General features: G+C 66.4%; 17 protein-coding genes and 3 tRNA genes. 11 read left to right on the top strand and 9 right to left on the bottom strand.

Features of this window, described 5'->3' with window-relative positions:
• The first annotated feature begins 17 nt into the window (after positions 1 to 17).
• The 4 genes from VMJ11_RS03630 to VMJ11_RS03615 all read left to right on the top strand — a co-directional run bounded on the left by VMJ11_RS03630 (position 18) and on the right by VMJ11_RS03615 (position 1039).
• Positions 18 to 94: transfer RNA gene (locus VMJ11_RS03630), tRNA-Asp, on the top strand.
• A 68-nt stretch (positions 95 to 162) separates the two neighbouring features.
• Positions 163 to 238 (top strand) — tRNA-Glu (locus VMJ11_RS03625).
• An 81-nt stretch (positions 239 to 319) separates the two neighbouring features.
• Positions 320 to 396 (top strand) — tRNA-Asp (locus VMJ11_RS03620).
• 178 nt (positions 397 to 574) lie between these two features.
• Entirely contained in the window at positions 575 to 1039 is a 465-nt protein-coding gene (locus VMJ11_RS03615; RefSeq protein ID WP_422662186.1) for a GNAT family N-acetyltransferase, read from the top strand.
• Positions 1040 to 1046: 7 nt separating this feature from the next.
• On the opposite strand, the gene VMJ11_RS03610 is transcribed toward VMJ11_RS03615, so the two are convergent.
• Complete coding sequence (locus VMJ11_RS03610; protein ID WP_325616983.1) at positions 1047 to 1913, bottom strand: helix-turn-helix transcriptional regulator; 867 nt, start codon at positions 1911 to 1913, stop codon at positions 1047 to 1049.
• 171 nt (positions 1914 to 2084) lie between these two features.
• Between VMJ11_RS03610 and VMJ11_RS03605 the strand changes: the two genes are divergently transcribed.
• Positions 2085 to 2495 (top strand): gamma-glutamylcyclotransferase family protein, encoded by a 411-nt coding sequence (locus VMJ11_RS03605; RefSeq protein WP_325616981.1) that lies wholly within the window; start codon positions 2085 to 2087, stop codon positions 2493 to 2495.
• 120 nt (positions 2496 to 2615) lie between these two features.
• Here VMJ11_RS03605 and aceB read toward each other — a convergent pair whose 3' ends face one another.
• The gene (gene aceB, locus VMJ11_RS03600; RefSeq protein ID WP_325616979.1) at positions 2616 to 4214 is read right to left on the bottom strand and encodes a malate synthase A; all 1599 of its coding nucleotides are present in this window, start codon (positions 4212 to 4214) and stop codon (positions 2616 to 2618) included.
• A 68-nt stretch (positions 4215 to 4282) separates the two neighbouring features.
• Complete coding sequence (locus VMJ11_RS03595; RefSeq protein WP_325616977.1) at positions 4283 to 5068, bottom strand: haloacid dehalogenase type II; 786 nt, start codon at positions 5066 to 5068, stop codon at positions 4283 to 4285.
• Between the two features lie 156 nt (positions 5069 to 5224).
• On the opposite strand from VMJ11_RS03595, the gene VMJ11_RS03590 reads away from it, so the two are divergent.
• Together VMJ11_RS03590 and VMJ11_RS03585 are read left to right on the top strand one after the other, a co-directional pair.
• Positions 5225 to 6127 (top strand): LysR family transcriptional regulator, encoded by a 903-nt coding sequence (locus tag VMJ11_RS03590; RefSeq protein ID WP_325616975.1) that lies wholly within the window; start codon positions 5225 to 5227, stop codon positions 6125 to 6127.
• A 158-nt stretch (positions 6128 to 6285) separates the two neighbouring features.
• Entirely contained in the window at positions 6286 to 6720 is a 435-nt protein-coding gene (locus VMJ11_RS03585; RefSeq protein ID WP_325616973.1) for a universal stress protein, read from the top strand.
• On the opposite strand, the gene VMJ11_RS03580 is transcribed toward VMJ11_RS03585, so the two are convergent.
• The 4 genes from VMJ11_RS03580 to VMJ11_RS03565 form a co-directional block, all read right to left on the bottom strand.
• On the bottom strand, positions 6717 to 6851 hold the full coding sequence (locus VMJ11_RS03580) for a hypothetical protein (protein ID WP_325616971.1): 135 nt from the start codon (positions 6849 to 6851) through the stop codon (positions 6717 to 6719). The genes VMJ11_RS03585 and VMJ11_RS03580 overlap by 4 nt on opposite strands.
• Before the next feature lie 261 nt (positions 6852 to 7112).
• On the bottom strand, positions 7113 to 8420 hold the full coding sequence (aceA, locus tag VMJ11_RS03575) for an isocitrate lyase (RefSeq protein ID WP_325616969.1): 1308 nt from the start codon (positions 8418 to 8420) through the stop codon (positions 7113 to 7115).
• Positions 8421 to 8838: 418 nt separating this feature from the next.
• Positions 8839 to 10536: a DEAD/DEAH box helicase gene (locus tag VMJ11_RS03570; RefSeq protein WP_325616967.1), complete on the bottom strand. Its 1698-nt coding sequence runs from the start codon at positions 10534 to 10536 to the stop codon at positions 8839 to 8841.
• A gap of 432 nt (positions 10537 to 10968) precedes the next feature.
• Positions 10969 to 11238 (bottom strand): acyl-CoA-binding protein, encoded by a 270-nt coding sequence (locus VMJ11_RS03565; RefSeq protein ID WP_322029815.1) that lies wholly within the window; start codon positions 11236 to 11238, stop codon positions 10969 to 10971.
• A gap of 172 nt (positions 11239 to 11410) precedes the next feature.
• Here VMJ11_RS03565 and tsaB point away from each other — a divergent pair, with 172 nt between their 5' ends.
• Genes tsaB through VMJ11_RS03545 form a run of 4 tightly spaced genes read left to right on the top strand, consistent with a single transcriptional unit; the run spans position 11411 to position 15006 of the window.
• Positions 11411 to 12253 carry a tRNA (adenosine(37)-N6)-threonylcarbamoyltransferase complex dimerization subunit type 1 TsaB gene (tsaB, locus tag VMJ11_RS03560; RefSeq protein WP_325616960.1) on the top strand — a complete coding sequence of 281 codons (843 nt, stop codon included), beginning with the start codon at positions 11411 to 11413 and terminating at the stop codon, positions 12251 to 12253.
• Positions 12250 to 12744: a ribosomal protein S18-alanine N-acetyltransferase gene (gene rimI / locus VMJ11_RS03555; protein ID WP_325616958.1), complete on the top strand. Its 495-nt coding sequence runs from the start codon at positions 12250 to 12252 to the stop codon at positions 12742 to 12744. Before tsaB ends, rimI begins: the two co-directional genes overlap by 4 nt.
• The gene (locus VMJ11_RS03550) at positions 12731 to 13783 is read left to right on the top strand and encodes a uracil-DNA glycosylase (protein WP_325616956.1); all 1053 of its coding nucleotides are present in this window, start codon (positions 12731 to 12733) and stop codon (positions 13781 to 13783) included. Before rimI ends, VMJ11_RS03550 begins: the two co-directional genes overlap by 14 nt.
• Positions 13780 to 15006 carry a DUF1853 family protein gene (locus VMJ11_RS03545; protein ID WP_325616954.1) on the top strand — a complete coding sequence of 409 codons (1227 nt, stop codon included), beginning with the start codon at positions 13780 to 13782 and terminating at the stop codon, positions 15004 to 15006. The genes VMJ11_RS03550 and VMJ11_RS03545 overlap by 4 nt, the downstream gene beginning before the upstream one ends.
• Positions 15007 to 15022: 16 nt before the next feature.
• Here VMJ11_RS03545 and thiD read toward each other — a convergent pair whose 3' ends face one another.
• Both thiD and lplT read right to left on the bottom strand, forming a co-directional pair.
• On the bottom strand, positions 15023 to 15829 hold the full coding sequence (thiD, locus tag VMJ11_RS03540) for a bifunctional hydroxymethylpyrimidine kinase/phosphomethylpyrimidine kinase (RefSeq protein ID WP_325616952.1): 807 nt from the start codon (positions 15827 to 15829) through the stop codon (positions 15023 to 15025).
• A gap of 102 nt (positions 15830 to 15931) precedes the next feature.
• On the bottom strand, positions 15932 to 17242 hold the full coding sequence (lplT, locus tag VMJ11_RS03535; protein WP_325616950.1) for a lysophospholipid transporter LplT: 1311 nt from the start codon (positions 17240 to 17242) through the stop codon (positions 15932 to 15934).
• Between the last annotated feature and the right edge of the window lie 64 nt (positions 17243 to 17306).

Raw genomic sequence — 17306 nt, 5'->3', positions numbered from 1 at the left:
GTGAGAGCAGTCAAGCTGGAGCGGTAGTTCAGTCGGTTAGAATACCGGCCTGTCACGCCGGGGGTCGCGGGTTCGAGTCCCGTCCGCTCCGCCAGATTCAGAACCGTTCTGCAGCATTGGGCGGGCGTAGTTCAAATGCAGTTCAAGGCGTAAGCCTGTGTTGTCCCCTTCGTCTAGAGGCCTAGGACATCACCCTTTCACGGTGAGTACAGGGGTTCGAATCCCCTAGGGGACGCCAAATTCAAATGCGGCGCCAAGGCAGTATGGCGACGCCGCCAGCGGGAATCGACCGACGCCCGCCGGTGAGAGCAGTCAAGCTGGAGCGGTAGTTCAGTCGGTTAGAATACCGGCCTGTCACGCCGGGGGTCGCGGGTTCGAGTCCCGTCCGCTCCGCCAGAATGAAGCCCGTTGGATACGTCCAACGGGCTTTTTCTTTTTCCGCAGAAGTTTCTCCATCGTTTCACTCAGCCCTCTCTTACGCAGCGTTTCCTCTTCCCGTACGGACAATCTGCGATTGCCGGCGCCTGCGCGTTATCGTAGCGTTGTCGAAATCTTCGTTTCCCCGCTTGCCGACATGTTCGCACCGAACGACATCCCTTCGCAGTTTCAACTGCGACGCGCCACCATGGACGATTTCGAGTTTGCCGAGGCGCTCACGCGCAAGAACATGGGTGGCTACTATCTGCGGCATCATCTCGTCTGGCGTGGCGATCTCTTTCTGGCGAGCTATCGCGAGTCGGAGAACTTCATCCTCGAACTCGAGGGCGAGGCGATCGGCGTGCTGCGCGTCACGCAGGAGGGCGACTCGCTGCACATTCGCGACGTGCAGATTGCCGAAGGGTATCGCGGCAATGGCGCGGGCACGTTTTTGCTCGATATCTCGCATCAATGGGCGCGCGAGCGCGGGTTGCGCGAGTTGCAGTTGCGCGTGTTCGTCGACAACCCGGCGGCGCGTCTCTATCTGCGCATGGGTTATCGGGTAGCGGGGCCGCGGCTTGCGCGTCTCGGTTCGATCCGCCAGATGACGCGGCCGGTTTGAGCGTTGCTCAACGTGGCGCGGCGCGCGTTGCGGCCACTGAATCTTCCGGCTCGTCCTCATCGCGGCCGCCCGTGCCGCGCGCAATGAAGGCGCGCGGGCTTTCTCCGAACGCGCGGCGGAACATCGCCGAAAACGCGCTCTGGCTCTGATAGCCGAGCTCCTGCGCGACGATGGCCATCGGCCGCCCCTGATTGAGCAGTGGAATCGCGCGGGCGAGGATCGCCTGCTGCCGCCACTGCGAAAAACTCACACCCAGTTCGTGACGAAAGAGCCGGGCGATCGTGCGCGTGCTGGCGCCCACGTGCGCGGCCCAGTATTCGAGCGAGCCGGGGCCGGCCGGGTCGGCGATCAAGGCCTCGCACAGCGCGCGCAGACGCTTTTCCTCGGGCATCGGCACGGAGAGCGGCAGTGGCGCCGAGCGCGTGATTTCGTCGAGCGCCAGCGTGCCCAACAGGCGCTCGCGTGCCGGGGCGATGCCGCGCTCGTCGAGCGCCGCGATCGTCTCGCGCAAGAGGCCCGAGACCTCGACCACGCGACAGGCATCGAGGCCGGGCGGAATGACCGACTCGTCCACGTAGAGCGTGCGCAGGAAGGCGTCCTCGACGATCACCACTTCGTGCGTGACACGCGGTGGGACCCAGATCGCGCGCGAGGGCGGCACCATCCAGGTCGTGCCGGGCGTCGTCATGCGCAGCACGCCGCGCGACGCATAAGCAAGCTGCGCCCACGCGTGCGTATGCTGCGCGATGCGCACACCGGCTGGCATCGGCCGCGAGCGCACGCGGATGGGGTGCGTGGACATCGGTGCAAACTCGGGCGGGATATCGATGAGTTCGGCGGTCGGCGTCGGATTGGCGAGCGGATCCTGGGGCATGACGGGCAGGCTGGCGCGGGAAGGAGCGCAGTCATTGTAGACGCCTGACGCGCGGACGAGATCTGGCTGACTGGCGGCGAGTCGGGCCGCATGAATTTATGGCCGGGCATAATGTGCGGGAATCGACATTGCGCTCGTGTCGGGCGGGCCGCCTTGAAGGAGAAAAAAGCCATGAAATACGTGTTCGTCTACGGCACCTTGCGCGCGGGCGAGATCAACGACATCAATCTGGCGGCCGATCGCCACGCGATCGCGCGGCCGCGTCACCTCGGGCTTACGAGGCTCCCGGGGCGGCTCTTCGACTTCGGGACCTATCCGGGGATGGTGGCCGAACCCAATGTCGATGCGCAGTCGACGGTCGTCGGCGACGTCTACGAAATCGACGATGCGCTCTTGCCCGTGCTCGACGAAATCGAGCAGGTCTATCCGGGCGTCGACGGTCTCTTCGTTTCGAAGGAAGTGGACCTCGAAGTGCAGGGCGAACGCGTCGCCTGCCTTTACTATCCCGTCGCGCCGGCCGCGGTCGCGGGGCGTCCCGAGATCGAGGGCGGCGACTGGGTCGCGCACCGGCGCGCACGCTGAACGTGCCCGGTGCGGCGCGCCTCTCGCGCGGCGCATGAAAGCATGAAGGCCCGGCGGATTCGCATCCGCCGGGCCTTTTTCATCGGCTGGCGCGAGACGTTGCTACGCGCGCGGGGCCGATCAGATTTCTTCGTAGAGCGGCAGCGTCAGGAACTCGACGAAGTTCTCCGACGTCGACATCTGCTCGAAGATCTGCGCGGCGCGCTCGTACGGCTTCGTGTCGCCGCCCACCACGCCCTTCACCTTGTCGAGCTCCTGCGGGATCAGTTCGCGCACGAATTCGGCCGTGACCTTGCGGCCGTCTTCGAGCTTGCCCTTCGGCGAGCGGATCCACTGCCACACCTGCGAGCGCGAAATTTCGGCGGTCGCGGCGTCTTCCATGAGGTTGTGGATCGGCACGCAGCCATTGCCCGCGAGCCACGAGCCGAGATAGTGGATGCCCACGTTGATATTGTTGCGCAGGCCCGCTTCGGTGATCGGCGCTTCCGGACGGAAGTCGAGCAGGTCCTTGGCCGCCACGTTGACGTCGGGGCGCTGCTTGCCGATCTGGTTCGGCTTGTCGCCGAGCACCTTCACGAACTCTTCCATCGCGATCGGCACGAGACCCGGGTGCGCGACCCAGCCGCCGTCGTAGCCGTCGCTTGCATCGCGTGCCTTGTCCGAGCGCACGCCGGCCATGGCCTTCTCGTTGGCGGCCGCGTCGTTCTTGATCGGAATGAGCGCGCTCATGCCGCCGATGGCCGGCGCGTTGCGCTTGTGGCAGGTCTTCAGCAGCTCGAGCGCGTAGGCGCGCATGAACGGCACCGTCATCGTGATCTGCGAGCGGTCGGCAAGGCAGAAGTCCTTGTCGTTCTTGAACTTCTTGATTGCCGAGAAGATGTAATCCCAGCGGCCCGCGTTCAGGCCCGAGCTGTGCTCGCGCAACTCATAGAGGATCTCGTCCATCTCGAACGCGGCAAGGATCGTTTCGACCAGCACCGTCGCGCGGATCGTGCCGCGAGGAATGCCCACGCTTTCCTGCGCCGCGACGAAGATGTCGTTCCACAGGCGCGCCTCGAGGTGGCTTTCCATCTTCGGCAGATAGAAGTACGGGCCGCTGCCGCGCGCGATCAGCTCCTTCGCGTTGTGGATCAGATAGAGCGCGAAGTCGAAGACGCCGCCCGACACGCGCTGGCCGTCCACCGTCACGTGCTTCTCATCGAGGTGCCAGCCGCGCGGGCGCACGATCAGCGTCGCGATCTTGTCGTTGAGCTTGTACGACTTGCCGCCTTGCTCGAGCGAAATCGTGCGGCGCACCGCGTCCTTGAGGTTGATCTGGCCAATGATCTGGTTTTCCCAGTTCGGCGAGTTCGAGTCCTCGAAGTCGGTCATGTAGGAGTCCGCACCGGAATTCAGTGCGTTGATGATCATCTTGCGCTCGACCGGGCCCGTGATTTCCACACGGCGGCATTCGAGGTCCTTCGGCAGCGCGGCGATCTTCCAGTCGCTTTCGCGGATCGATTTCGTCTCGGCAAGAAAGTCGGGGCGCTCGCCGGCGTCGAGGCGCTTCGTGCGCTCGGCGCGCGCCTTCAGCAGTTCCTGGCGACGCGGCTCGAACGCGCGGTGAAGCTTCGCGACGAGTTCGAGGGCTTCGGGCGTAAGGATCGATTCGAAACCGGGCTGAATGTCTGCGTCAGCCGTGATCTGCATGCCTTGCGGCAGGTGCAATGTGTTCGCCATTTGCTAGCTCCTTGGTCGGTCAGATTGTGATTGCGTGGTTGTTATGACTGCGTCGCGCGGGTGTGCCGTCACGCGCCCGGGCCGGGGCGCGGCCGGCTACGCCTTGCGGGCGCAGCGGTTTCGATAAAGGCGGCGAGTTCTGCCATGCCGCCGCCGGTGCCATGCGGGCTCACGCCGAGTTCCTCGGCGGGCAGCCGCTGGCGGTTGATCCAGAACGTGGTATAGCCGAACCAGCCGGCGCCCGCGGCGTCCCACCCATTGGACGACACGAAGACCATCTCGTGCGGCGCCGCGCCGAAGGCGGCCGGGCCCAGCGAATAAGCGGCGGCGGCCGGCTTGTAGGCACGCACGGCGTCGACCGAGAGCACATGATCGAAGACGCCACTCATGCCGGCGCTCTTCACGGCGATGTCGAGCATCTCCGGGTTGCCGTTCGAGAGAATTGCGAGGCCCGTGCGCACGCCGTCCTCGCGCGGTTCGCGCAGGCGGCGCAGCGCGGGCAGCACGTCGGGGAACGCGGAAAGGCAGGCGTATTCGTCCATCAAACGCTTTTCGCCCGCGCCCGTGAGCGCCAGGTTCAGGCGGCGCGCGGCGTAGCGCAGCGCGTCGAGCGTGATGCCCCAGAAGGGGCGGTAGCGTGCGCCGGCCGGGTCGGAGAGCGTGCGCAGCTGCGTGTATTCGATTTGCTTCAGGCGCCAGAGCTGCGAGAGCGCGTCGCCGTGACCGGGGAACATCTGCTCCGCAGCCGCGACGACCGAATGCACGTCGAAAAGCGTGCCGTACGCGTCGAAGATCACTGCCTTGGGGAATGGTGTCGCGCCTTGGGGCGCGCTTGGTGTCGTTCTGGCCGACATAGCCTTGCACTCCATCTTCAGAGGTCGAGGTCGATTGTATTCATGAGGCGTATGACTGAAAAAGGCGGGATTGATCACTTGATCTTTTACTTTTACCCACCTAATCTGTCCGCCTGTCTCGTTAATTCGACCGTTTCCGTAACTCATAGCCTGCCGATGGACCGCTTCAAGCAGATCGAGACCTTCGTCACCGTGGCCGCCAAGGGCAGCCTTTCCGCAGCCGCCCAGGCCGAGGGCGTCGCGCCCGCCATCATTGGCCGTCGCATCGACGCGCTCGAGGAGCGCCTCGGCGTGAAACTGCTCGTGCGCACCACGCGGCGCATCACGCTCACCTTCGAGGGTTCGGCGTTCCTCGAGGACTGCCAGCGCATCATCCACGACATGCAGAACGCCGAGGCGAGCGTTTCGGCGGGCGGCGTGAAGGCGAGCGGGCATCTGCGCGTATCGGCGCCGGCGGGCTTCGGGCGGCGCCATGTCGCGCCGCTCGTGCCCGATTTCACGGTCGCGCACCCGGACGTGAGTCTCGCGCTCGATCTCTCGGACCGGCTCGTCGATCTCGTGAACGAGGGCTTCGATTGCGCGGTGCGCCTGGGCGAGCTGCCCGATTCGTCCCTCGTGTCGCTCAAGCTCGGCGAGAACCGCCGCGTGTGCGTGGCCGCGCCCGCGTATCTGTCGCGGCGCGGCGCGCCCGAAACGCTCACCGACCTCGCACGCCACAACTGCCTCGCGTTCGGCGCGAGTACGAACCAGCAGCGCGGCTGGACGTTCCAGCAGGACGGCAAGGTGGTGCAGATCCGCGTGGCGGGCACGATGGAATGCTCGGACGGCGCGGTGCTGCACGAATGGTGTCTTGCAGGCCACGGCCTCGCGTGGCGCTCGTGGTGGGAAGTCGGCGAGGATATCGCGGCGGGCCGGCTCGTGGCCGTGCTCGACGCGTTCGCCGCGCCGCCCATCGGCATTCATGCCGTGTTTGCGCAGCGCCGCCATTTGCCGCTGCGCGTGCGCCTCTTTCTCGACTATCTCAAGCATACCTACGGTCAGCCCGGTTACTGGGGATAGGGGCGCGATGCGTGTTTCCGATATTCGGAGTGACCCGCATGCGCGCCTTGCGTCTATTTTTCGCGCACTACAATCGACCTGAGGGCCCTTGCGCGTGCCGGCGCGAGGTGCCGCCCGACTTGCGCCGTAACCCGCCGCTGGCGACCACGGAGGGCACCATGTTCAAGCACATTCTCGTTCCGACCGATGGCTCGGAGCTGTCGAAGAAGGCGATCGACGGCGCGATCGACCTTGCGCGCACAGTTGGTGCACGCGTTACGGCCTACGCGTGTCTCCCGCAATATCCGTACTCGCCTTATTCCGATGTCGTGATCGAGCCGCCCGGCGACTTCCAGACGCGCAGTGAGCGAGAGGCGCGCACGCATCTGCAGGAAGTCGAGGCGGCGGCGCGCAGCGCGGGCGTGAGTTGCGAGAGCCGCACGAGCGTGCATCCTTCGCCGTATCTCGGCATCATCGAAGCCGCCGAATCCGGCGGCTGCGACGTGATATTCATGGCCTCGCACGGGCGACGCGGGCTCGGCAGCCTGCTGATCGGCAGCGAGACGCAGCGCGTACTCACCCATACGAAGATTCCGGTCATCGTCTATCGCTAGGCGGCCTGGCCGGTTGCATCATTTGCGTCTTTTGCTTCGATATCGCGCGAGCGGCGCATGGGCGGTGCGGCAATCGCCCATGCGCCTTTCGAACCCAACGCGTCGATCGCCGCTTCCACGGTTTTGCGCATTCGGGGATCCGCGCTGAAGCTCACGGCGTTGCACGCCCCGTGCGTTGGCTGGGCGTGCCGCGCGCCGGATTCTGTCCAGCGCGCGCGGCCTGAGTCTTCTCTCGCTTGCGGGAACGCTCCCGCTTCGTCTGCTCCTCCCTGCAGCACCCTGCGGCGTGCGCACGCAGCGCGCCGGTCGGCGGCCGGCGCGCTCCCGCCAAGGTAACGCGTGCCGGCCGTCTTCCCGCGCGGCGACGTGCGCCGCCGTTGCTGCCGGTGGTCTTACGCCACCTTCTTGTCGAAGAACTGTTCGTCTTCCGTCGAACCGTGCAGCGCCGTGGTCGACGCTTCGCGCTCGACCGTCTGCGTCACGGCGTCGAAGTAGCCCGTGCCGACTTCGCGCTGATGCTTGACGGCGGTGAAGCCCTTTTCTGCGGCGGCGAACTCGGCCTGCTGGAGTTCGACGAAGGCGCTCATGTTCTGGCGCGCATAGCCGTGGGCGAGGTTGAACATCGAGTAGTTGAGCGAGTGGAAGCCAGCGAGCGTGATGAACTGGAACTTGTAGCCCATCGCGCCCAGCTCCCGTTGGAACCTGGCGATCGTCGCGTCGTCGAGGTTCTTCTTCCAGTTGAACGACGGCGAGCAGTTGTACGAGAGCAGCTTGCCCGGGAACTGCTTGTGGATCGCTTCCGCGAACTTCTTCGCGAACTCGAGATCGGGCTTGCCGGTTTCGCACCAGATCATGTCGGCGTACGGCGCGTAGGCGAGACCGCGCGAGATGGCCTGGTCGAGGCCATTGCGCGTGCGGAAGAACCCTTCCACGGTGCGCTCGCCGGTGAGGAACGGCTTGTCGTTGTCGTCGATGTCCGAGGTGACGAGGTCGGCGGCTTCCGCATCGGTGCGGGCGAGCAGCACGGTCGGCACGCCGCAGACGTCGGCGGCCAGACGAGCGGCCGTCAGCTTGGCGATGTTCTCACGCGTCGGCACGAGCACCTTGCCGCCCATGTGGCCGCACTTCTTGACCGAAGCGAGCTGGTCCTCGAAGTGCACGCCCGCGGCGCCCGCTTCGATCATCGCCTTCATCAGTTCGAACGCGTTCAGCACGCCGCCGAAGCCCGCTTCAGCGTCGGCCACGATCGGCTGGAAGAAGTCGACGTAACCCTCGTCGCCCGGGTTCTTGCCTTCGGACCACTGGATCTGGTCGGCGCGCGTGAGCGTATTGTTGATGCGCTTGACGACCTGCGGCACCGAGTTGGCGGGGTAGAGCGACTGGTCCGGGTACATTTCGCCCGCGAGGTTGGCGTCGCCCGCGACCTGCCAGCCCGAGAGATAGATCGCCTTGAGGCCGGCCTTGACTTGCTGCATGGCCTGGTTGCCCGTGAGCGCGCCCAGCGCGTTGATGAACGGCTCGGTGTTCACGCCCTGCCAGAGCTTCTCGGCGCCGGTTTTGGCGAGCGTGTGCTCAGGCTGGATCGAGCCGCGCAGGCGCACCACGTCTTCAGCCGTGTAGTTTCGCTTGATGCCCTTCCAGCGCGGATCGGTTTCCCATTGCTGTTGGAGTTGCTCGGCTTGCTGTTGACGAGTCGACATGGTGTGCCTCCTTGATTTGCCTGAGAGTGAAGCGCCAATCGGAACTGCGGAATCACTGAATCTCACGAAACCGGAGCGCCTGGTTCTGGGTTCGGGGCGTTTCGCTTCGCGAAGTCTTATATAAGAGTCTAGGCAAATCGTTCGGCAGGTAACAGGCCAGCAATGAGCTTTTTTGCGGATTTTTATTTAATATAAATCAAATAGTTATGGCGTTTGTTTTGCAATATGAAACGAAATTTTCCATCTTGCAATGGCGCTCGTTGTGCCACGCAGCACGATTTTTTACGACGCAAAAAAATTTTCCATATTGTGAAATGTGCGCGAAGGCAAAAAAAACCGGTGCCGAAGCACCGGTCGTAAGCGTTTCACCGCAGCAGCGGGGCGGGTGAAGCACCGCGCCGCGTGCCGCTTTCACGCTTTAGCTATCGCGACGTGCGCCACGCGGGCCGTCGTTGCGGCGTGCGCCGTAACCGCCGTCGCGCGAGCGACCGTAGCCTTCGCGCTGCTGGCCGAAGCCACCGCGGGCGCCTTCGCCGCGCGGGGCGCCAGCCGCAGCAGCGCCGTCACGCGAACCGTAGCCGCCTTCACGGGCGCCATAGCCACCGCGCGAGCCTTCCGGCTTGTTGCCCCAGCTGCTGCCATTGCGGTCGCCGCCGCGGTTGCCGTAGCCACCCGGCTTGCCGTTGCCGCTACCATTACCATTGCCGCTGCCAAAGCGGCGGCCGCCGCCATTGCCGCCCGGACGGCCGCGACCACCACCGAAGCCGCGGTTGGCCGGCGGCGCCTTGCGTGGCTCCAGGCCTTCCACGACGTTCACGGGCAGCGGCGAGCGCACGAAGCGCTCGATGCGCTTGAGCGCCCCTTGCTCGGCGTGATGCACGAGACTCACCGCCACGCCCGAGCGGCCCGCGCGGCCGGTACGGCCGATACGGTGCACGTAATCCTCGGCGAACTTCGGCAGGTCGTAGTTGAAGACGTGCGTGATGCCCGGGATGTCGATGCCGCGCGCCGCGACGTCGGTCGCGACGAGCACGCGCACACGGCGCTCGCGCAGCGCGCGGATCGTGCGATTGCGCGCGCCTTGCGGCAGGTCGCCGTGCAGCGCGGCGGTTTCGAAGCCCGCGTCGGCGAGCTTGCCGGCGAGTTGATCGGCGTCCATCTTCGTGGCCGTGAACACGACGGCCTGGTCGAGGCTCTCATCGCGCAGCAGGTGGTCGAGCAGGCGATCCTTGTGGTCGCGGTCGTCCACGTAGTGCACGGTCTGCGCGATGTTCGAAGCCGCTTCGACCTTGCGCACGATCTCGATGCGCTCCGGGTTCTTCAGCAGGCGGCCGGTGATCGACGCGATCTTGCCGTCGAGCGTAGCCGAGAACAGCATGGTCTGGCGCGACTCGGGCGTGGCGGCGACGATCGTATCGATGTCGTCGATGAAGCCCATGTCGAGCATGCGGTCGGCTTCGTCGAGTACGAGCATCTTGAGCTCGGACAGATCGATGCGGCCGCGCTCCAGGTGGTCGAGCAGACGGCCGGGCGTCGCCACGAGAATTTCGGGGTTCTTGGCGAGCAGCATGAGCTGCTGGCCATAGGCCACACCGCCGAGAATGCTGACGGTGCGCAGGCGGCGCAGGTGCTTGCCGTACGTCGAAGCGGCGGTCGTCACCTGCATGGCGAGCTCACGCGTGGGCGTGAGGACGAGCAGGCCCGGGCGCGCCACGGGCTGCGGGCGGCGCTGACGGCGATCGCCCTGGCCTTGCTGAGCTTGCTGGCCTTGCGGACGCGGCTCGCGCGGCTGGGCGGCCTGGGCTTTCTGGATCTGCGCGAAGCGCTCGATGGCGGGCAGCATGAAGGCTGCGGTCTTGCCCGAACCGGTCGGGCTCGAGACCAGCAGGTCGCGGCCCGAGATCGCCGCAGGAATGGCGCGTTCCTGCACGGGCGTAGGGGCCTTGTAGCCCGCCGCGGTCAGCGCGGAGACGATCTCCGGCGACAGACCGAGCGATGCGAACGTGGGGCCTTCGGGCGTGTCGGCTGCATCAGCGGCAGCGGCGACAGGCTGATCGAGTCCGAGGGCTTCGTTGGCGATCGCGTCGAGGGGGCTTTGGGTATTGCTCGAAGTCATGAAAATCCTTGGTACACAGGAAATAGAACGTCGGCGCCAATCGGCATACCCAAGTCGTCGGATTTTGCGAACAAATCGAAAAACGGGGGCAATCCGCACACACAGGCGGATTTTCGTTAGAAGCTGTTTTGGGTGCGACTTGTGCCGGGATTGGCCAGTCGCCAGCCTGATACTTGACGGCCCGAAAACTGGGCCACGGCAGGGGGGGGACAGGTTCTAAACTGGATTGGAGCTAAACGCTACGAGGCGTCGTGCTGATCGAACGGGCGACCGGAGCGCGACGCAGCACGCATTGTATCTCGTTTTGTTGCGGCGCGCCAGAGCGATGTGCGGCTGCTTTGCAGCGCCCGGTGCAATAGGCCGGGCGGCGGGCTGCGGGAGGGCCCGCGAGCCTGGTGTCGGGCGGACGCCGAACAGGGCGGCCTGGCGCAATCAGCTCGCAGCGCCGCTCTTGAGCGACTCGACGAGCTCGACATACTGCTGCCTGGCCGTTTCCTGCGCCGTGCCTTGCAGCGCAGCCCACGCTTCATACTTGTACTTGCCGACGATGTCGGTGAAGCCCGGCTTGTCGCCGTGCACGTCGCCTTCGGTTGCCTGCTTGAAAAGCGCGTACAGGCGCAGCAGCGTCAGGTTGCCGGGGCGCTCCGGAAGCTGTTGCACGTCCTGCTGGGCCTGTGCGAATTGGGCGTTCAGATCGCTCATGGGGGTTTCCTCCGCGGATTGATTCGGGTAAGCGCGCCGATGGTAGCAGTGTGATCCGACGAAAGGCTGGAGCGATTCCTCCACTCGGGGCGGCAAGAGGCGGGCGAGGGGGCCACGTATGGCGAGAGGCGTGGGCCCGCGCGTGGGGTGGGGCATTACAATAGCGCTCATCATGACTGAAACCGTGCTGCTTGCCCTCGATACCTCGACCGAATACTGCTCGGTCGCATTGCTTCGCGTCGCCGCTGGTGGCGCCGGCATTTCTGCCTCTGGCACCGACTCAGCGTTCGCCGCCGGCGCTGCAATGGGCGCCGGGCCCGGCATCGAATCGCGCTCCGAAGTGAGCGTCTGGGTGCGTCACGAGGCCACCGGGGCGGTCTCCAGCACGCGCCTCTTGCCGGCCATCGCAGAGCTGTTCGACGAAGCCGGCCTCACGCTCGCCGACTGCGATGCCATCGCGTTCGGCGCGGGCCCTGGATCCTTCACTGGTCTGCGCACGGCGACGGGCGTGGCCCAAGGCCTTGCGTTCGGCCTCGACATCCCCGTGGTGCCGGTGGGCACGCTGCTCGTCTGCGCGGAAAGCGCACGGTTGCGCGACCCCGCGGCGACGCGCGTGCTTGCCGCACTCGATGCGCGCATGGACGAGGCCTACTGGGCCGATTACGCGTGGGATGCCGCGGCGGGCGAGTGGCGCACGCTGCAGGTGGCGTCGCTGGACGCTCCGGAGCGCATCGTCGCGCCCGACGCGCCGTTCACGCTGGCGGGCAACGCGGCTGCAGCGTTCGGCGCGCGCCTGACGGCGGCGGCCGCCGCGCGCGCGATCGACGGCGAGGCACTCCCGCACGCGCTGCCGCTCGCCCACGCGGCGTTGCGGGCGTACCGCGCGGGCCGCACGCAACGCGCCGACGAGGCCGCGCCCGAATACGTGCGCAACAAGGTCGCGCAGACCACGGCCGAGCGGCTCGCCGCCAAGGCCGCCGCGCAAGGCGCTGCCGGCAGCGAGGGCGTGCGATGAGCGGTGTGCTCATGACCGACCGCTACCTGTCGCCAATGACCGAGAGCGACCTGGACGAGGTCGTGATCGTCGAGCGCCTCGCGTACGAGTTTCCGTGGTCGCGCGGCAATTTCGAGGACTCGCTGCGTAACGGCTATTACGGCCTGTGCATGCGCCACGTAACCGGCACGCTGATCGGCTACTGCGTGCTGATGCCCGTGGTGGACGAGATGCATCTGCTGAATCTGTGCGTCGCGCCGCAGGCGCAGGGCGCGGGCGCGGGCCTCACAATGCTGCGCGAGGCCGTGCGCATCGCGCGCGCGCAGGGGCTCGATGGCCTGCTGCTCGAAGTGCGTCCGACCAACCATCGGGCGATCCGTTTGTACGAGCAATTCGGCTTCGTCACGATTGGCCGTCGCAAGAACTACTATCCGGCCCGGCATCACAGCCGTGAGGACGCGCTCGTCATGCGTTTTTCTTTTGCAGGGGAGGGCGCGGATGCCGCTCGATGAGATCGCGCTGGAGGAGCTCGGGCTTGCTCCGCGCTGGGTGCGCAAGGGCACGCAGGGAGTAGCGAAGGCGGTGCAAGCGCCTCGCGAAGAGGAGCCAGGCATGCCAGCGCCTGCACGCGCGGCTGCGCCCGAAATGTTGCGTGGCGAAAGCGAAACGCCGGTGGAACAGGCGCAGCGTGCAGTTGCCGCACCGCTCGCGAACGTTGCGCGCGAAACCATCGTGCGCGCGGCAGGCTCGGATGAGCCGCTGATCGCAGCGTCCGCAGCCGAAACGCAACCGGCCCGCGCGGAGCCTTCGCCGCCAGCGCAAGCCGCTTCGCCAGCAGCGAAGCCCACAGCGCTTTCGTCCGACGAACCGCCGCCCTTTACCGAAGACGATTTCGCCTGGTTCGATTCGGTGGCGCAGCCCGTGCTGCCGCACGACGCCGTGCCCGCGCAGACGGCCGGCGCTTCCGGCAACGACATCGCGACGCTCGACTGGGACGCACTCGCCGAGCGCGTCGCGTCATGTACACGCTGCCGCCTGTGCGAAAAGCGCACCAACACCGTGTTCGGCGTGGGCGATCGCGAGGCCGACTGGATGCTGATCGGCGAAGCGCCTGGCGAAAACGAGGATCGTCTCGGCGAGCCTTTCGTCGGCCAGGCGGGCAAACTGCTCGACAACATGCTGCGCGCGCTCTCGCTCGCGCGTGGCGAAAACGTCTACATCGCGAACGTCATCAAATGCCGTCCACCCGGCAACCGTAATCCGGAGCCGGACGAAGTCGCGCGTTGCGAGCCGTATCTGCAGCGCCAGGTCGCGCTCGTGAAGCCGAAGATCATCGTCGCGCTCGGCCGCTTCGCCGCACAGAGCCTGCTCAAGACCGACGGCAGCATCGCGTCGCTGCGGGGGCGCGTTCACGAGTACGAGGGCGTGCCCGTCATCGTCACCTATCACCCCGCGTATCTGTTGCGTAGCCTCCAGGACAAGGCGAAGGCCTGGGCCGACCTCTGTCTCGCGCGCGACACGTGGCGCGCGGCGTCCGGCGGCGAGCAATGAACGCCGCGCGGCCCGCGGGTGCTTGCGGCGCGACGGGCGACGCGGGCACCGACGGGCCGCTTCTTGCGACTGAGACGACTGTGCGGGAAAGCGCGCCCGCCACGAGCGGATTCAACGACGCCTTCGATACCCTCGCCGATCCGGCCGTGCGCGATCTCGCGTGGCTGCTCTTTAGCGCCGATCTGTTGCGCGCACAACCCCCGTTGGCCCCGCTTGCACAATGGTGGACGAATGCGCAGGAAGCTCACGCCGCGCACGACTGGCTCGTCCAGCTCGATCATGATCCGGTGCACTTGCACGAGGCGCTTGCGGCCGCGCCGACAAACCGCCTCGGGCGCTATGCCGAGATCCTGCTCGGCTGGTTCCTCGCCAATGGGCCGGCGGCGCGACTCGTCGCGCAAAACGTGGCGCTGCGTCACGCCGGTCGCACACTCGGCGAGTGCGATTTTCTCGTGCGCGTGCGCACCGGAGAGTGCCTGCATTGGGAGCTGGCGGTGAAGTGTTACCTGCACGTCGGCAGTCCCGATGGCCAACGTGCGTCTCTTGCCGAATACGTCGGCCCGAACCTGCGCGATCGCTTCGATCTGAAGCTGGCGCATCTGCGCGATCATCAGTTGCGCTTGACCACACGCGAGGAATTCGCTTCGCTCGGTTACGGCGGTCCGTGGCTCGCGCAGATGTTCGTGAAGGGCTGGCTTTTCTATCGGGCGGGAGAGGCGGCGTCGGCACGCGTGGAAGACGCACCTGAGCTGGCCGCCGATCACGGGCGAGGCTGGTGGGTGACGCGTTCCGACTGGCCGGCGTTCGCGCGGCAACAAGCGGCCGGTGGCTGGAGCGTGCTCCCCAGACTCGCGTGGCTCGCGCCGCGCAGGCTGGCGGGCGGGGCAACGCCCGGCGATCAAGGAGAGGATATCGCCGCCGATCGCTCAGCGCCGAGCGGGGTGGTGGCTCACGCAACTAACAGCGATCCACCCGCGAGCGCCAGCACAGCTCAAGTGGCAAGCGACAACGACCGTGCGCAGCCCGCGAACTTCGCCGCGTCCACGGCGCTCGCGGCGCCGGCTGATCCTGAGGCCATACTCGCCGCATTGACGCGGCCACAGGACCCCGTGCTGCTCGCCGCATTCACCAGGGATGGTGCGGGCGCCTGGCGCGAGCAGTCGCGCGGTTTCATCGTTCCCGATGACTGGCCCGCGCGCGCCGTCGCGTTCGCACATCAGTGAGCGCTCGGGAATTCCCTCACCACCAGCGCCAGAAGTGATGCACCGGTCCGACGCCATGGCCGACGTCGAGCCGCGTACTCGCCTCGAGCGCCCCCGTCAGGTACTGCTTGGCCTCACCGACAGTGGGCGCCAGCGTGCCGCGTTGCGGCCACAGCGCGGCAATCGCCGAAGAAAGCGTGCAGCCTGTGCCGTGCGTATTCGTGACAGGCACGCGCGGGCCGCCAAGGCGCAGCGTGCCGCCCGCTTCGATGAGCCAGTCGGGGCTGTCTGCGCTGCCGAGGTGGCCGCCCTTCATCAGCACGGCCTGCGCCCCGAACGCACGCAGCGCTTCGCCTTGCTCGATCATGGCCGCTTCGTCGGTGGCCGGCGCGACGCCGAGCAGCGCCGCGGCTTCCGGCAGATTCGGCGTGACGACGCCCGCGAGCGGCAGCAGTTCTTCGCGCAGCGCGGCCACGGCTTCGGGCGCGAGCAGCGCGTGGTTGCTCTTCGAGATCATCACGGTGTCGAGGACGACGCGCTGTGGCCGGTGGCGGCGCAGCGCGTCGGCCACGGCGCGCACGATCGGCGCGTTGGCAAGCATGCCGATCTTCACCGCATCGATGCGGATGTCGTCGAACACGGCGTCAAGCTGCGCAGTGACGAAGCCCGCATCGGGCGCGTGGATCGCCGTGACGCCGCGCGTGTTCTGCGCGGTCAGCGCCGTGACGACGCTCGCGCCGTAGGCGCCGAGCGCGGAGAACGCCTTGAGGTCGGCCTGGATGCCTGCGCCGCCGCCGGAGTCGGAGCCGGCGATCGTGAGGACGTTGAAAATCGGAGAATTCATGGCAGCGTCAGGAGCGCGTCTCGCGCGGCATGCAGCCGCGCCGGCGCGCGAAAGTGTTGGTTCAGCGGTTGGGGCGGCCGGCATGCGCTCGGGCGCGCGCCCTCAATGCCTGTGATTTTCGCCGATCAGGGCGACCGAGTCGAACGAGCGTTGATTGGCCTGGTGGCGGCGCATCACGAACCACATCATCAGGCAGACGAAGGTGCCGAACAGCACGATCACAATGGTCACCGGCACGTCGAGCCAGACGAGCACGGCATAGAGGCACAGCATCACGAGCACAGAGAGGTTCTCGTTGAAGTTCTGCACGGCGATCGAGTGGCCTGCCGAGAGCAGCACGTGGCCGCGGTGCTGGAGCAGGGCATTCATCGGCACGACGAAGAAGCCCGAGAGGCCGCCCACGACCATGAGGAACAAGTATGCGAAAAGGAGGTAGCCGGAAATGCGCACGTGGCCGATATGCAGGCCCCAGTGCGGCGGAAAGAGATGGCGCGTGTAGAACGCCATCAGCATCACGGCGAGCCCCATGATGATGCCGACCGGCAGCACGGAGAGTGATTTCTTGAGCGGTATGCGCGCGGCTGCGATCACCGCGCCGACTGCCACGCCTACGGCCACCACGGCCTGGAGCACCGCGCCTTCGGAGAGCGACATGCCGAGCGAAACCTCCGCCCACTTGAGCACGATGAACTGCAGCGTCGCGCCCGCGCCCCAGAAGAGCGTCGTGACCGCGAGCGAGATCTGGCCGAGCTTGTCGCGCCAGAGCGTGTTGAAGCAGTCGGCGAAGTCGGTGATGAGTCGGATCGGGCCGTGCTGCTGGCGCGGATAGCGCGCGCCGGTGTCGGGGATGCGCAGGTTGAAGAGCGCGGCGATGACGTAGATCCCCATGATGACGAGCATCGCGGCTTCGGCCGGGGTGTTGATCGCGGCGGGCGTATGCCGCATCACGTGCGAGGCGATGTGGGGACTGATGAGCGCGCCGCCGAGCACGGTGCCGAGGATGATCGAGCCGACCGTGGTGCCCTCGATCCAGCCATTCGCGGCGACGAGGCGCTCAGCCGGCAGCAGCTCGGTGAGAATGCCGTACTTCGCCGGCGAATAGGCTGCCGCGCCGAAACCCACCACGCCATAGGCGAGCAATGGGTGGGTGCCCGCGAGCATCATGCCGCAGCCCACGACCTTGATCGTGTTCGTGATGAACATCACGCGGCCCTTGGGGCGGGAGTCTGCGAAGGCGCCGACGAACGCGGCAAGAACGACATAGGAGAGGACGAAGAACAGCTTGAGCAGCGGCGTCATCCAGTTCGGGGCGTGGAGGTCTTTCAGCAGTGCAATCGCAGCGATGAGGAGCGCATTGTCGGCCAACGACGAAAAAAACTGCGCGGCCATGATGGTGTAAAAGCCTTTTTTCATCTGATGCGATGCTTTCCTCGCTGCGGTCCGTCCGCCCCGGACGGGTGGGAGGCATCCGGGCTTA

This window comes from Paraburkholderia sp., assembly GCF_035501035.1.
Lineage (GTDB): Bacteria > Pseudomonadota > Gammaproteobacteria > Burkholderiales > Burkholderiaceae > Paraburkholderia.
Note: the sequence above shows the minus strand (reverse complement) of the source record. Positions and strands in the feature narration are given on the sequence as shown.

Coding starts and splice junctions, on each gene's coding strand:
- VMJ11_RS03615 (WP_422662186.1), top strand. CDS start 575: ATGTTCGCACCGAACGACATCCCTTCGCAGTTTCAACTGCGACGCGCC.
- VMJ11_RS03585 (WP_325616973.1), top strand. CDS start 6,286: ATGTTCAAGCACATTCTCGTTCCGACCGATGGCTCGGAGCTGTCGAAG.
- aceB (WP_325616979.1), bottom strand. CDS start 4,214: ATGGCGAACACATTGCACCTGCCGCAAGGCATGCAGATCACGGCTGAC.
- VMJ11_RS03590 (WP_325616975.1), top strand. CDS start 5,225: ATGGACCGCTTCAAGCAGATCGAGACCTTCGTCACCGTGGCCGCCAAG.
- aceA (WP_325616969.1), bottom strand. CDS start 8,420: ATGTCGACTCGTCAACAGCAAGCCGAGCAACTCCAACAGCAATGGGAA.
- VMJ11_RS03570 (WP_325616967.1), bottom strand. CDS start 10,536: ATGACTTCGAGCAATACCCAAAGCCCCCTCGACGCGATCGCCAACGAA.
- rimI (WP_325616958.1), top strand. CDS start 12,250: ATGAGCGGTGTGCTCATGACCGACCGCTACCTGTCGCCAATGACCGAG.
- VMJ11_RS03565 (WP_322029815.1), bottom strand. CDS start 11,238: ATGAGCGATCTGAACGCCCAATTCGCACAGGCCCAGCAGGACGTGCAA.
- lplT (WP_325616950.1), bottom strand. CDS start 17,242: ATGAAAAAAGGCTTTTACACCATCATGGCCGCGCAGTTTTTTTCGTCG.
- tsaB (WP_325616960.1), top strand. CDS start 11,411: ATGACTGAAACCGTGCTGCTTGCCCTCGATACCTCGACCGAATACTGC.
- VMJ11_RS03595 (WP_325616977.1), bottom strand. CDS start 5,068: ATGTCGGCCAGAACGACACCAAGCGCGCCCCAAGGCGCGACACCATTC.
- VMJ11_RS03580 (WP_325616971.1), bottom strand. CDS start 6,851: ATGCGCAAAACCGTGGAAGCGGCGATCGACGCGTTGGGTTCGAAAGGC.
- VMJ11_RS03550 (WP_325616956.1), top strand. CDS start 12,731: ATGCCGCTCGATGAGATCGCGCTGGAGGAGCTCGGGCTTGCTCCGCGC.
- thiD (WP_325616952.1), bottom strand. CDS start 15,829: ATGAATTCTCCGATTTTCAACGTCCTCACGATCGCCGGCTCCGACTCC.
- VMJ11_RS03610 (WP_325616983.1), bottom strand. CDS start 1,913: ATGCCCCAGGATCCGCTCGCCAATCCGACGCCGACCGCCGAACTCATC.
- VMJ11_RS03605 (WP_325616981.1), top strand. CDS start 2,085: ATGAAATACGTGTTCGTCTACGGCACCTTGCGCGCGGGCGAGATCAAC.
- VMJ11_RS03545 (WP_325616954.1), top strand. CDS start 13,780: ATGAACGCCGCGCGGCCCGCGGGTGCTTGCGGCGCGACGGGCGACGCG.